This is a genomic window from Rhizobium sp. NPDC092011 (assembly GCF_044756305.1).
Lineage (GTDB): Bacteria > Pseudomonadota > Alphaproteobacteria > Rhizobiales > Rhizobiaceae > Rhizobium.
The window spans coordinates 1-12,711 of record NZ_JBIVSO010000023.1; the positions used below are offsets into that span (position 1 = coordinate 1).

At 60.3% G+C, this 12,711-nt stretch carries 13 protein-coding genes; 1 reads left to right on the plus strand and 12 read right to left on the minus strand.

Annotation, left to right across the window (positions count from 1 at the left end; all coding sequences use genetic code 11):
* The 9 genes from ACIQJ2_RS35700 to ACIQJ2_RS35740 all read right to left on the minus strand — a co-directional run.
* The coding region (locus ACIQJ2_RS35700; protein WP_400677111.1) for an ACT domain-containing protein at nucleotides 1-122 on the minus strand (122 nt) is incomplete at its 3' end.
* Between the two features lie 26 nt (nucleotides 123-148).
* Nucleotides 149-1,297: a glycine betaine/L-proline ABC transporter ATP-binding protein gene (locus ACIQJ2_RS35705; RefSeq protein ID WP_400676930.1), complete on the minus strand. Its 1,149-nt coding sequence runs from the start codon at nucleotides 1,295-1,297 to the stop codon at nucleotides 149-151.
* Between the two features lie 10 nt (nucleotides 1,298-1,307).
* Nucleotides 1,308-2,180 carry an ABC transporter permease gene (locus tag ACIQJ2_RS35710; RefSeq protein WP_400676933.1) on the minus strand — a complete coding sequence of 291 codons (873 nt, stop codon included), beginning with the start codon at nucleotides 2,178-2,180 and terminating at the stop codon, nucleotides 1,308-1,310.
* Nucleotides 2,181-2,266: 86 nt separating this feature from the next.
* The gene (locus ACIQJ2_RS35715; protein ID WP_400676936.1) at nucleotides 2,267-3,262 is read right to left on the minus strand and encodes a glycine betaine ABC transporter substrate-binding protein; all 996 of its coding nucleotides are present in this window, start codon (nucleotides 3,260-3,262) and stop codon (nucleotides 2,267-2,269) included.
* A 109-nt stretch (nucleotides 3,263-3,371) separates the two neighbouring features.
* Nucleotides 3,372-4,382, minus strand: coding sequence for an Ldh family oxidoreductase (locus ACIQJ2_RS35720; RefSeq protein WP_400676939.1), 1,011 nt, complete (start codon nucleotides 4,380-4,382; stop codon nucleotides 3,372-3,374).
* Between the two features lie 10 nt (nucleotides 4,383-4,392).
* Complete coding sequence (locus tag ACIQJ2_RS35725) at nucleotides 4,393-4,959, minus strand: DUF3726 domain-containing protein (protein WP_400676941.1); 567 nt, start codon at nucleotides 4,957-4,959, stop codon at nucleotides 4,393-4,395.
* A complete protein-coding gene (locus ACIQJ2_RS35730; RefSeq protein WP_400676944.1) occupies nucleotides 4,956-6,605 on the minus strand; it encodes a hypothetical protein in 1,650 nt (549 codons plus the stop codon). The genes ACIQJ2_RS35725 and ACIQJ2_RS35730 overlap by 4 nt, the downstream gene beginning before the upstream one ends.
* 41 nt (nucleotides 6,606-6,646) lie before the next feature.
* Nucleotides 6,647-7,642 carry a membrane dipeptidase gene (locus tag ACIQJ2_RS35735; RefSeq protein WP_199150457.1) on the minus strand — a complete coding sequence of 332 codons (996 nt, stop codon included), beginning with the start codon at nucleotides 7,640-7,642 and terminating at the stop codon, nucleotides 6,647-6,649.
* A 4-nt stretch (nucleotides 7,643-7,646) separates the two neighbouring features.
* On the minus strand, nucleotides 7,647-9,098 hold the full coding sequence (locus ACIQJ2_RS35740; RefSeq protein ID WP_199150458.1) for an aldehyde dehydrogenase family protein: 1,452 nt from the start codon (nucleotides 9,096-9,098) through the stop codon (nucleotides 7,647-7,649).
* A 99-nt stretch (nucleotides 9,099-9,197) separates the two neighbouring features.
* On the opposite strand from ACIQJ2_RS35740, the gene ACIQJ2_RS35745 reads away from it, so the two are divergent.
* Entirely contained in the window at nucleotides 9,198-10,091 is an 894-nt protein-coding gene (locus ACIQJ2_RS35745; protein ID WP_400677113.1) for a LysR family transcriptional regulator, read from the plus strand.
* A gap of 206 nt (nucleotides 10,092-10,297) precedes the next feature.
* On the opposite strand, the gene ACIQJ2_RS35750 is transcribed toward ACIQJ2_RS35745, so the two are convergent.
* The 3 genes from ACIQJ2_RS35750 to ACIQJ2_RS35760 form a co-directional block, all read right to left on the minus strand.
* Complete coding sequence (locus tag ACIQJ2_RS35750; RefSeq protein ID WP_199150460.1) at nucleotides 10,298-10,864, minus strand: DUF4337 family protein; 567 nt, start codon at nucleotides 10,862-10,864, stop codon at nucleotides 10,298-10,300.
* 691 nt (nucleotides 10,865-11,555) lie between these two features.
* Nucleotides 11,556-11,840: a hypothetical protein gene (locus ACIQJ2_RS35755; protein WP_400676949.1), complete on the minus strand. Its 285-nt coding sequence runs from the start codon at nucleotides 11,838-11,840 to the stop codon at nucleotides 11,556-11,558.
* 239 nt (nucleotides 11,841-12,079) lie between these two features.
* On the minus strand, nucleotides 12,080-12,676 hold the full coding sequence (locus ACIQJ2_RS35760) for a TetR/AcrR family transcriptional regulator (RefSeq protein WP_199150462.1): 597 nt from the start codon (nucleotides 12,674-12,676) through the stop codon (nucleotides 12,080-12,082).
* Between the last annotated feature and the right edge of the window lie 35 nt (nucleotides 12,677-12,711).

Sequence of the window (12,711 nt, forward strand, 5' to 3'; positions counted from 1 at the left end):
TCGAGATCGTCGAACTGGCTGGAATCGACGATGTTGCAACCCTGCTCGGCAAGATAGCCGGTGATCGCCGCGACAATGCCGCGCGTCGATTTGCAGGATACGGTGAGGACATGGGAAGTCATCGGATATCTTCTCTTGAAACCAGCCTTTAGCTCATTCGATCTGCACGAGCCGAGCGAGCCAAAGCCTTGAACGCCATTTCGCGCGTAAGGATACCGGTTGGCTTGCCGGACTCGGTGACGAGGATGGCATCCGCCGCAGCGAGTAGCGGAAAACATTGGCCGATCGCTACCCCGGCCTCCACGGACGCTGCCGGAAGAGCCTCAGCGGAGACACCTCGCGAGAGGAGGCGCGGCGCAACGCCATTGGAGACAATCACACCCTGATGCTGACACAGCAACGCGGCAGATCGCTCAACCGTTGCTTCCGCCTCCGTCAACACCGGCACCTTCTCAAAGGCTTCATAGGCGTACATGGCGCGCGACAGGTCCACCTTCCGCACGAACCGCTCGACATAGTCGTCGGCCGGCCGGAATAGAATTTCCTCGCCCGTGCCCACCTGCCGCAGCTCGCCATCCTTGAGGATGGCGATGCGATCGCCGAGATGAAGGGCCTCGTCGAGATCATGGGTGATGAAGATGATCGTCTTCTTCAGCCGTGCCTGGATGTCTTTCAACTGATCCTGCATGTCGCTCTTGATCAGCGGATCGAGCGCGCTGAATGCCTCATCCATCAAAAGCACCTCAGCCTGCGTCGCCAATGCCCTTGCAAGGCCGACACGCTGCTGCATGCCGCCCGACAATTGGCTTGGAAAGCGGTTCTCAAACCCTTTCAAACCAACGAGTTCCAACTGCTCCATGCCAAGCGCCACTGCGTCACGCCGACTGACGCCCTGCAGGATCGGCCCGCAGATCGTGTTTTCGAGCACCGTCTGGTGCGGCAGGAGGCCGAATCGCTGAAACACCATGGAGATGCCGTGGCGACGAAGCGCCAGAAGCTCTTTGGCGTTCATGTCCATGATGTTGCGGCCGTCGACGAGAATTCGGCCGGCCGTGGGCTCGATCAGCCGGTTAAAGTGGCGAATGAGGGTCGATTTCCCGGAGCCGGACAGCCCCATGATGACAAAGGTCTCGCCGCGGCGGATCGAGAAATCGATATCCCTGAGCCCGACGATGCAGCCGGTCTTTTGCAGCACCTCGGCCTTTCGCGCGCCGGCCTTGAGTTCGGCCAGTGCATCGGCAGGGCGGTTTCCGAAGATCTTGTAGACTTTGTCGACCTGGATTTTGACGTCGGACATGATCACGGCCTCACTCTCCGCCTGCACGATGTTTCTGGGCACGTCGTCCATAGGACTGTGCGATGCGGTCAAAAATGACTGCGAGAAAAACGATGGCGATTCCGGCAATGAGGCCACGGCTCACTTCCAGGCGCTGAATACCCTGCAATACCTGATAGCCGAGCCCACCCGCACCGATCATCGAAGCGATGACCACCATGGAGAGCGCCATCATCGTCGTCTGATTGATGCCTGCCATGATGGTCGGCAAGGCAAGCGGGATCTGAACCTTGAAGAGTTTTTGCCGTGGCGTCGCGCCGAAGGCGACAATCGCCTCCACCACCTCGTCATCGACCTGGCGGATGCCGAGATCAGTCAGACGGATTACTGGCGGAATGGCGAAGAACACGGTGGCGAGAATGGCCGGGATCTTTCCAGGTCCGAACAGCATGACGAAGGGAATGAGATAGACGAAAATCGGCAGCGTCTGCATGATGTCGAGAAGCGGGAGCGTCAGCGAACGCAGCCAGTCCGAGCGCGCCATCGCAATGCCGAGCGGAATACCAAGTGCCACGGCGACCACGGTCGCGGCAAGCATGAGTGCAATGGTCGCCATGGCGTCGTCCCACAGACCTAATACGCCGATAAGGACAAGCATAACGACCGCAGCACCGGTCGCCCTCAGGCTTCGTGCCGCCGAGTAGGTCAACACGGCAACCGTAACAATCGTGACATACCAGGGCAGCCATTGCAGGAAAGCCTCCATGGCGCTCAGCAGTTTGAGCAACGGCATCAACAGCCGCTCGAATGTGTCGCCGTAATTCGTCACGACCCAGCTGAAGCCATCGTCGATGGCGGAGCGAAGGCCGTGAGTGTCGATGAGATCGGGAAAATTGTCTGCCACGATGCAAGCCTTTCAGAGATGAGCTGCCTCTCAATGTCCCGGCAGACGGCACAATTGCTTGATTGCGCCGTCTGCCGGGAAGGCCCTTAGAGCGAGGCCTTCACCTTCGCCGCGACATCGGCCGGAACCCATTTGGTCCAGATGCTCTCGTAGTTCTTGAAGAAGTAAGTGGCGACCTCTTCGGGCGAAGCCTTGTTGTCGTCACCCCAGGCGAGCACATCGCTGATCTCGGCATTCGGCACCTGCATCTTCGACAGAAAGTCTGCCACGGCAGGCGCCTTCTTCTTCAAGCTTGTCGTTGCGGCAACGGCCACTTCACCGACGGCCCAGCCGGTCACCTCAGGCTTCTCACATTTGACGTCGGTGAGGCAGGTGAATTTGGCAGCGTCATAGGCCGGCATTTCCAGTCTCTTGAGCTTGTACTTGCCAATGACCTCGGTCGGGCCCCAGTACCAGCCGATGAAGGGCTTTTTGCGCGACACCTGCCTCGCAATGGTCGCCTTGAGGTTGGCGCCGGAACCGGTTGGATAAATCTCGTAGTTCTCGTCGAGGTGAAGCGCCTTGATAAGGTTGTTGGTGATGATCTCGCAGCCCCAGCCGGGAGGGCAGGCATAGAAGCGGCCCTTGCCAGGCGCGGTTTCGTCCTCGAACACCTTCCAATTGCTCTTCAGGTCGTCGACCGAGCGGATTTCCGGGTGCGCGGCGGCGACATAGTCCGGTATCCACCAACCTTCCTGGCCGCCGCTCGCAAAAATGTCACCTGCCTTGTAAACGGTGCCTTTTGCCAACATCTGGTCCCAAGTCGCTTTGACGGTCGAGACCCAGAGTTCGGGCGCAATATCCGGCTGGCCTTTCGCAAGCATGGAGGACGCCGTCGGCACGGTGTCACCCGGCACAATCTCGGCATCACAGCCGTAACCCTTGTTGAGGATGGTCTTGGTCACATAGGCGAGCGTACCCGCAGAAAGCCAGGTCATTTCCGCGATTGTGATCTTGTCGGTCGTACCGCACTCGGCAGCCCGGGCAGCGCTGCCGCCGAGCGCCATGCAGGAGAGAAAAGCTCCCGCAAGAATCGATGCCATGATCTTCATATCCGTTCCCCTTATTGTTTGTGGTGGTCTTGAAGATTACGATGTCGAAACCACGGACTTTTATCAAACCGAAATAACTGATCTGAATTTCAGAAAAACTTTAGCGAATGAACGCCTCGATGCGTTCGATCAACGATGCGTCAACCAGGACGCCGTCGCGCCCGGTGCGTTCGCGCGCAGCCTGCCTGCGGCCACCGGGAAGGCGGGCGCCATGCTGCGCAGTGATCGCCGCAACCAGATTTGTGACCTGCTGCGAGAAACCCGCCGAGAAGGCCGATGGGTCGAAGGCTATGAAGCATTGACCCGTCCTCGGCGGACCACCTGCCGTGCCGGAAAACGGACTTGCATCCTTGCTGAGGACCGCTCCTGACAGGCAGGACGCAAGAATTTCCACAAGGAGGCCCGCACCAAAGCCCTTGTGTCCGCCGGCCGGCACCATCGAGCCCCTGAGGGCCTCTGCAGGATCAAGCGTCTCCGTGCCGTCGGCATCCAGCGCCCAGCCCGGCTCGATCAGTCTTTCCTCGCGCGCGCGCAGAAGGATTTCCGACTTCGCAACGACACTTGCCGACTGGTCGAGCACGAGGGCCGCTGCCGCCCCAACTTGCCCACCAGGAACCCCAAGTGCGAAAGGATTTGTACCGATAAGGGGCACGCGTCCGCCCGGCGGCGCGATTGAAGCCGGTGCGTGCGTGGTGCAGAGGCCAAGCAGACCAGCTTCGGCAATACGTTCGGCGTGATGCCCAAGCACACCGCAATTGTAGGAGTTGAACACCGTCATCACGGCGACGCCGTTTTGTCGAGCGGAGACGATGAAGCGATCCCAACCGGCATCGATGGCCGGGTGGGCGAAGCCAGTTGCGGCATCGACCACCACCGCGCCGGAGCGCGGTTGCGACACCACGGGACGCGCCATGCCATCAACCTTGCCGCAGCGCACATGCTCGGCATAGATCGGCACATAGAGCAGACCGTGGCTGCGAATGCCATCACGCTCGGCCAGCATCGTCGAGCGAGCAACCGCAGCAGCATTGTCGTGGCTCGCTCCCACCATCGTCAGCGCATCGAGGCACAAGCGCTCGACCGCAGCGAGCGTCATCATCTGCTCCGTCATGACATTATCCCTAATCGTTGTCGGTCGTGCCGGCACCCGCACCGCGGGCGCGCGAGAGATCTGAGGCAGGCACATAGGTTTTCGCCGCAAGCTGCAGCGCTGCCGCGTAGGCTTCTGCATCGATTGCAGCCGGTCGTCGCGCCACATCCCTGTCCAAGTCCTCACAACCCGGCATCAGACGCAGGGTTGCCGGCGCCAGCTGGGCGGCATCTCGCAGGCGCGTCAGCGAAAGGCTATCGCCGCCGCCGAAATCCAACGAAAGGCGCAGTCCCGTCTCCCGTGCTGCCGCTCCGGCAAAGCCCAACAATAGCAGGCTCTCAGCACCGCCACGCAGCGGGACGTCGTCCCTCTCGCCGCAGCACAGCGCGTCGATCGCCGCAAAGCCGTCGAGAACGACAGAGACACCCTGTACGGCCAATGTCCCGACGACGACGCTGATGGCGTCGACACCGCGTGCTGACAACCACACCGCGGCCTGGCCGATGTCATCCGCAGCGCCGTGAGGGAACCCTGCCCCGCGCGCCGCCTTGCGCGCGCTCGACTGCACTTCGTTATAGGAAAGAAGGATGGTCTTCATGACAGCACCGGAAGCCAGCAATTGTCTGTTTCACCGGCTGCAATCTCGCCTGCGGTCGGCGCACCCTGGAAGAGGGTGATCCGTGTCCAGCGATCTGATCGGGGATCGAATTTCGAAGCGCCAAAGAAGGCGAGCTTGCAGCGCAGCATGTCGATCGGCAAGCAGCGATCCGAAAGCAGATTGTCGCGGATTTCCGCATAGGGCGCTGAAGCCGTCGTTTGGACACGGCGAACCGTATGGCGATGCTGCGGAAAGCGGGCAAGGAACGACGCAACTGTCTGCATATCCGGCGCGCCCGAAAGGTCTGCCGAAAGTTGCTGCACCTGCCGGGCGATGTCGAGCGGAAGCTCCAGTTCCTCGCCGGGTTCGGCGGCACGCCTTCCAAGACGCGGCTCCAGCTTTTCCTCGGATACATACCAGAACTGAGCGATTTCCGCCGGCGCATCAAAAGAGATACTCATCGCCCAGGCATAGTGCTCGCGCAACAGACCGCGAAGCGATGCGACGCTCATTCCCGGTTGAAATGCGGTCTCCCGCGCGGCAGCCATGCCTCTCGCAAGATCGTCACTGTCCGCACCTGCCATTTCGATCAAAAGTGCCGCCAGCAACTCCTGAAAATCCACGGACAAGGATTGGGAGCGATCAAGCAACGCCGCAATCGGGTACAATCGAGCCTGGAGCCTTGCAGGATTGATCCAGGCTTCGGCTTCAGCCCACTCTTCACGTAAACGCAGAATGCGTGCCATCAGTGCGCGGTCTTCGACCGACCACTGCGCGATATGGTCGGCCGCCTGTCGCCAGAGGCACGCCAAGCGGCTCATCATCTCTGCGTCGAGCTTGTCCTTTGCCCGCACGCGGGCCAAGGCGGTTTCCCGGGCGAGAACCCAATTGTTCAAAAGCACCGGATGGTTTGCGAGGAAAGGCGCCATGCCGAGGCCGGTTGAATTGCCCACTCCGATATGGCGCCGCAGCTTAGGTGCAAGCGGAACGAAGGTGTTTGGCGCCCTGCAGCGCGCGACATGTTCGACCAGATCGTGAGAGAAGTCGCGGATTAGCCAGACCGTCAGCATTTCCGCCTGGAAGGGTCCATCCAGCCCATCGCGCGCAGCCAGCACGGCACGATCGGCAATGCCGAATTTTCCGTTGCCGTAGACGGCTGTGGTTCGCAGCAGGTAGCCGACGTCACAAAGACGCGCCCGTTCGGGCTGGCGACCATGCGCCAATGCGTCGGCCACATGTTCAAAGAAGCGTACTGATTTGTTGGCCCGGCTCAGCACGAGGTCACGAGGGCCGAACCGCCCCGCCTCCTGCCGTGGCGCATTCCGCCGGAGCCGATCGATCTCGGCGGCATCGGGAATGCCGTCAAAGAGCACAAAGCTTGTATCCCAAGCCTCGGCGATCACCCGGTCGGAGCGCAGGTCGTCGGACAGGGGGCAGGAAAAGGCAACAAGGCTGTAATCATGCGAGCCAAGCGTCAGTGTATAGACCGCATCACCGAAGCCCGCGTCATTCATGTCCCAGACAAGACGCCTGACCATAACCTTGCTGGCCGCAAGGCGACGGATCAGGCTGCGCAGGAAACTGAGCCGCGTCGGGAAGGAGGCACCCATCCGCTCAAGACGCATGACGGCATCAGGGGAACGCATGACCAGCGCCGGCCCCGTGGTGAGGTCAGGGGCGCCGGACCTCATGGCAGCGGCCCGAAGGATGCGTGGTAAAACCGCAGCCAGTTTCCGCCCATGATATCGCCCACCTCGCCCTCACTGAAGCCGACGTGTCGCAAGCCATCGCGCAGATTGCCAAGATCGGCGTTGCTGCCGAACCAGGTCGGTTGTCGCGGAAAGCCTGCTGCGGCCGCCGACCCCTCGCCGAAATCCATCACCTTCGACCAGCGGCCATTGCGCATCCATGTCACCACCGAATCCGGCTGATCCTGGCACAGGTCGCTGCCGATTCCGACGTGCTTCACGCCGTAACGCGATGCCGTCTCGGCCACCATCGCACAAAATCCATCCAAGCTGCAATTTGACCCGTCCTTGAGGTGATGCGGATAGAGCGACAAGCCAAGCATGCCCCCCGATGCCGTCAGCGCCTTCAGGACCGCATCCGACTTGTTGCGCAGCGCCGGATGCCACCAGTAGGGGTTTGCATGGGTGATGGCGATCGGACGCCTGGAAATCTCTATCACCTCCAGGGTGGAACGTTCAGCGGAATGGCTCATATCGATAACCATGCCAACCCGGTTCATCTCCGCGATGGCCTGGCGGCCAAAGCGGGTGATACCTGGATCCTCTTCCTCGTAGCAGCCGGTGGCAAGCAATGACTGGTTGTTGTAGCTGAGCTGCATGAAGCGGACGCCGAGCGTGTGGCAGATCTCGATCAGTCCGATATCGTCCTCGATCGGCGACGGGTTTTGCAAGCCGAAGAAGATGGCCGTCCGGCGCTCTCGCATGGCTCTCTCAATGTCGTCGCCGGAGCGGCCCGGAAAAATGAGATCCGAATGGCGCTCGAAATGCCGATTCCAGGCAATGATATTGGCCACCGTTTCGCGGAAATTCTCATGATAGGCGATGGTGGCGTGAACGGCGTGAACGCCGCCGGCCCGCATCTCGGCAAAGACACGCGGGCTCCAATTGGCGTATTGCAGACAGTCAATGAGAGGGCTGGCAATATTCGCGTCCATGGTCTTACTCCGGCTCTCCCGCCCGAATATAGGCGGTCTTGACCTGGGTGTAGAATTCAGCTGCCGAGCGGCCCTGTTCGCGCGAGCCGAAACTCGAGTCTTTCCGGCCGCCGAAGGGGACGTGGTAATCGGTCCCCGCCGTCGGCAGGTTGACGGTGACACAGCCGGTCTCGACATGGCGACGAAAGTGGGTGGCGCGGGCGAGTGAATCGGTAAAAATGCCGGCGACAAGACCAAAGCGCGTATCATTCACGACCGAAAGCCCCTCTTCATAGGAGCCGATCCTTTGTACCGCGGCGACCGGCGCGAACATCTCCTCACGGTTGAATTCCATCGAATTGGAGGTGCCCGTGACAAGCGCCGGCGACATGTAAAAGCCGTCATGCGCAAGGCGCAGGCGTTCACCGCCTGTCGCAATCTCTGCCCCGGACGCGCGGATGCGGTCCATCCAGGCCAAATTCGCGGCAAGCTGGCGTTCGCTGACGACCGGACCGACCTGCGTGCCGTCCGCAAGCGCATGGCCGACCTTCAGCGCCGCAACGGCCGCGGCAAGCTTTTCAGTAAAGATATCGTGGACCCTATCATGGACGACGAGGCGGGATGAGGCGGTGCATTTCTGGCCCGTGCCGGAGTACCCGCCACCGATCGCCGCCGCCACCGCGAGATCGAGATTTGCGTCGTCCATGACGAGCAATGCATTCTTGGAGCCGAGCTCCAGCTGGAACTTCGTAAGGTTCGCCGCGGCGGCCACCGCCACCTGACAACCTATGTCGTAGGACCCCGTGAAGGTGACTGCATCGACTCCACGATGACTGGCAAGGCCGTTGCCGACAACCGAACCCGGCCCCATCAGCAGCTGGAACGTTCCGTCCGGCAGGCCGGCGCGATGGATGATATCGGCCAAGGCCCAGGCGGAAGCCGGCGTTTCGTTAGCCGGCTTCCAGATAACGGCATTTCCATAGGCAAGCGCCGGAGCAATCTTCCAACTGGCCGTTGCCGTTGGGAAATTCCAGGGCGAGATGACGGCGACAAGTCCCATGGGCTCGCGCCGCATGTCAATCTCGACGCCGGGACGCACCGAGTCCGCGTTTTCCCCAAGCTGGCGCAGCGTTTCGGCGGCGTAATACGTAAAGAATTGCCCGGCGCGAAAGACCTCGCCTCGGCCTTCCGCGACCGGCTTGCCCTCTTCGCGCGACAGCAGTTCACCAAGCTCGGTCGAGCGCTCCATGAGCTCGGCGCCGATCCGGTTGAGGATTGCTTGTCTGTGCTCCAGCCCGGTGGCGCGCCACGCTCTCATCGCGACGCGGCCGGCAGAGACCGCCTCTTCGACATCGGCGGCATCAGCCTGCGCATAGAGGCCGATCAGGTCGGTCACATCCGATGGATTGCGGTTTTCGTGGACGCGTTGGCTTTGCCTCCATTGGCCGCCGATCAGGTTGGCGTAGCGTTCTGCCATCTCAAACTCCGTTCTGTTCGAAGGCAAAATCCGTTAACAACCCGCTTCAATCAAGCAGATATTTCTGTTATCAATTTCAGAAGAATTGAAGTGAGAGCCATGATCAAGCTGGAAGCACTGCGGGTCTTCGTCACGGTCGCGGAGAGCGGCAATATCAAGGATGCAGCCGATGCGGTCGGGCGCACGGCTTCGGCCGTCTCCATGACGCTGAAGCAGCTGGAAGACGAAATCGGCGGACCGCTATTCCAGACAGACCGCAAGAACAGTTTGACGTCCCTTGGCAATCTGATGCTCGATCTCGGCCGCGAGCAGATCCGCAGCTTTGACAAGTCCGTGAGTATCATGCGTGCCTTTGCGCATAGCCGCATCGGCAGCCTGTCCGTTGCATCAGTGCCATCGGTTGCGGTGAACATACTGCCTGCGATTTTGCAGCGCTTTCTTGAAGCTCGGCCGCAGGTGCAGATGGAACTGTTCGATATCGACAGCGTCCAAGTGCGGCGCATGGTCGAAAGCGGCGTTGCCGACATCGGTATAGCCGGCGAAAGCCGCGCCGGCGGCGGCGTGGAATTCACGCCGCTTTTCTCGGACCGGTTCAAGTTACTCTGCAAGGACGATCACGCTCTCTGCCGACTGGAAAGACCAGTGGAATGGAGCGATCTCGATGCGGCGACGCTGATCCGCAACGGCGCATCCGACCGGATAGAGGCCGAGGAGTATAAACAGCTTTCGACGCAGTCGCTCATCACGGTCTACAACGTCACCTCGCTGATGGCAATGGTAAAGGCAGGCCTCGGCTTTACTGTCTTGCCGTCACTGACCATGCTCGGCGCGCATGAGGGCGTGGCAGTGCTTGACCTCGCCGATCCCGCGGCAAGCCGGCGAGTGGGCCTGATCGAGAGGCGTGATGTGCCTCCCTCACCCATCGCTACCGCCTTCCGCGCTTTCGCGCTGAAGGAGATTCCGGCGCTTGTTGCCGAGCGACTTTCATCATAGGCCGGCTTCTATTCCAAGCTTAGCCCGTTGAATTGCGGCATGATTTATCCCAGTTTTTCACTTTTCGTCGATCCGCAAAATCGGGCTATCAAATCGTCGGCAAATACCATTTAAAGGTCTGACTGGGCCACCCCGAAATGAAAAACTGGGGCAGGCTCTCGCGGTGATCGACAGTCGCACCCTCATCTGGGTGGTGGGCGGCGCCGCTATACCAGATAGGCGGCTCCGGCGACGATCGTTCCGATGACGCCCAGCGCAAGCGACGTATACCAGGGCCAGCGCCGACCACCGGTAATGATTGCGATCGTTGCAATGGCGATGGCAATATGGAGAAATGTCGCGGCGATCGTCAGGCGATGGTGCCGCGTCTCATGCAGACCTGCTGCCTGAAGGGCCTCTTCCGATTTCGCCTCGAAGTCCTTTGCGACCTGTTGGATGTCTTGGCTCTCGGCCTCATTGCGCCGGGCCTCAGATCGAAACTCATCAGCTCCCGCTCCGCCCTGGGCCGCGGCGATATCGTACATGTTCTTCTTCAGGCTTTTGGCCTGAAAGAAGTTCCAATTGTCGGTCGCCTTGTTTTGAAAGAGAACAGCCTCGGCTTTTGCTGCCGTCGAGGCGCCGCTCTCGATTGTTTCCAAACTGCCAACGCCTGCTGCTAGTACCGCCAGAACGGCGATGCTGACCGCAACACGAGACAGGAACGCATTGCCGCTGTGTGCAGCGTGCTCGGCATGTTCGGCGTGCTCATATGCTTCGGTTGGTTCGTTTTCCATCAGGCGCCTCGTTGTAAACCGGTACAGAACGTAGTCCTTGCCGAGTTTGATGACAATCATCTGAAATTGATGGCAAATTGGAAGATCCCATGGGCTCCAACCGGCCCAGCCGTACCTCTATTTCAATCGTTAGTGCATCCGCACGACGGGTTATTCGTTTGTTCCTTTTTCACTCGCAAGCGACGGTGCGCTGCCGCCGGTTCCCTCTGTGAGGGCTCTACCCCTCACCGGCTTCCGCAGGACCCATCGTGTTGCTTTCCGGCAGCCGTGCATTTGCTGCCATGCAATATGAGACCCTTGCTCATTTTCGGCCATAATGGTCGTCGCAGCTTTTTAAGTGCCGGGCTCGAGGCCGAGAATGATTACGATCACCTTGGCAGCGGACGTTTCGCATGGCTTCAGCATCGCCCCCGATCCGGTCAATCGATAGAAGTTGAAGCTGATTGCAGGAGCACAGCACTCCGTCACCCAATAGCGTTGCGATGGGTTGGGGCGGCCGGATTGAAAGCGCTGCTAGGTCAATGATGCCCACCATCGCTCCGCCAGCCACTTTTAGTCTTTAAGACGGCGATGCTCGCCGTCTTAACTGCAAGGCCTGTTGTGTTGCACGGGGTCGTGTGGCATTCGCCGTGATTGTGCACGTCAAATCATGCCGCCGGTGATCTGAAACACGGCTTCCCGCAGGCGCCCGTCAGTAGCGATAGTAACGGTGATGACCGTGGTGGCGATTTTTGTACCAGCCACGATGATGACCACGCCAGTAGTGGCTCCGGTAGCTGCGATGCGATCGCCAGTGGTGAGGCCGGTGATGCCGATGGCCGCGCCAATGACGACGGTGATGATACCGGACCGGTTGAACAGATGACTGGATCTCCGGCTTCGTCATGTTTGCGATCGGCGCTGCGGATGCTGCGCCCGCACCGATCAGCAAGCCGATACCAAGAAGCGACGCAAGCAGGCTTTTAAAAATTTTCATAGCGAACCTCCATCATGGTCGTCACCCTGAAACCGGACGGCTGAACGGGGCATGAATGCTATGCTCCGACAAGACACGAACCGCCAACCCTGTCATCAAATCTTTCCTACCTATTGGGGCTCGATTGCACGGGCGCATCGGCTGATGCAATGCAAGGTCGTGCGGGGAACGCTATTTCAATAATCACCTCCCTCTCATCCGTGAAGCGCGTGGAACCAAACTAGGGGCTAGAATCCGGATCACGCGAGCTCAGCACGAAGCGCCAGCATGGCTGTCGGAACCGTCGCCAGCAGGCGCTTGCGTGACACGCCATCGCGCGCCTGCACGGCGATGCCGAGCAGGATGGTCGAATAGTGGTCGGCAAGCGCCTCGGCGTCGGTCTGTGCGCGCAACTCGCCTTCGGCGACGGCGCGCTTCAGGCGCTCCAACAACATGGTCGTGCGGCGTTGGCGATATTCGCTGAGCAACAGCCGCACGCCGTCATTCTCAGCGGCACAATTGGTCGCCGCCAGAACCATCATGCAGCCTTGCGGGCGGCCTTTTCGCGTACAATTTTCAACCGCTTCACGCAAGCTACGTTCAATGGCACGCACGGCCGTCGGTTCCTCTGCCACGGCGCGCTCGGCAAAGCCACCTTCCTCGCCCGCGTATAGCGCCACGGCTTCCCGAAAAAGCGCCTCCTTCGACCCGAACGCAGCGTAGATACGTGCCGATGCAATTCCGAGCGCCTCGACCAGATCAGCCATGGATACGCCCTCGTAGCCGCGCGCCCAGAAGGCGTCGCGCGCCTTTGCCAAGGCTACATTTCGATCGAACTCGCGTGGACGCCCAGCCATAGCTTCTCTCCATTTTTGATCGATTAACAAATAAT

Excerpts from the sequence above, each read along its gene's own strand:
- ACIQJ2_RS35760 (WP_199150462.1), bottom strand. The coding sequence starts at position 12,676 with ATGGCTGGGCGTCCACGCGAGTTCGATCGAAATGTAGCCTTGGCAAAG.
- ACIQJ2_RS35705 (WP_400676930.1), bottom strand. The coding sequence starts at position 1,297 with ATGTCCGACGTCAAAATCCAGGTCGACAAAGTCTACAAGATCTTCGGA.
- ACIQJ2_RS35740 (WP_199150458.1), bottom strand. The coding sequence starts at position 9,098 with ATGGCAGAACGCTACGCCAACCTGATCGGCGGCCAATGGAGGCAAAGC.
- ACIQJ2_RS35735 (WP_199150457.1), bottom strand. The coding sequence starts at position 7,642 with ATGGACGCGAATATTGCCAGCCCTCTCATTGACTGTCTGCAATACGCC.
- ACIQJ2_RS35750 (WP_199150460.1), bottom strand. The coding sequence starts at position 10,864 with ATGGAAAACGAACCAACCGAAGCATATGAGCACGCCGAACATGCCGAG.
- ACIQJ2_RS35755 (WP_400676949.1), bottom strand. The coding sequence starts at position 11,840 with ATGAAAATTTTTAAAAGCCTGCTTGCGTCGCTTCTTGGTATCGGCTTG.
- ACIQJ2_RS35715 (WP_400676936.1), bottom strand. The coding sequence starts at position 3,262 with ATGGCATCGATTCTTGCGGGAGCTTTTCTCTCCTGCATGGCGCTCGGC.
- ACIQJ2_RS35730 (WP_400676944.1), bottom strand. The coding sequence starts at position 6,605 with ATGCGTTCCCCTGATGCCGTCATGCGTCTTGAGCGGATGGGTGCCTCC.
- ACIQJ2_RS35725 (WP_400676941.1), bottom strand. The coding sequence starts at position 4,959 with ATGAAGACCATCCTTCTTTCCTATAACGAAGTGCAGTCGAGCGCGCGC.
- ACIQJ2_RS35720 (WP_400676939.1), bottom strand. The coding sequence starts at position 4,382 with ATGACGGAGCAGATGATGACGCTCGCTGCGGTCGAGCGCTTGTGCCTC.
- ACIQJ2_RS35745 (WP_400677113.1), top strand. The coding sequence starts at position 9,198 with ATGATCAAGCTGGAAGCACTGCGGGTCTTCGTCACGGTCGCGGAGAGC.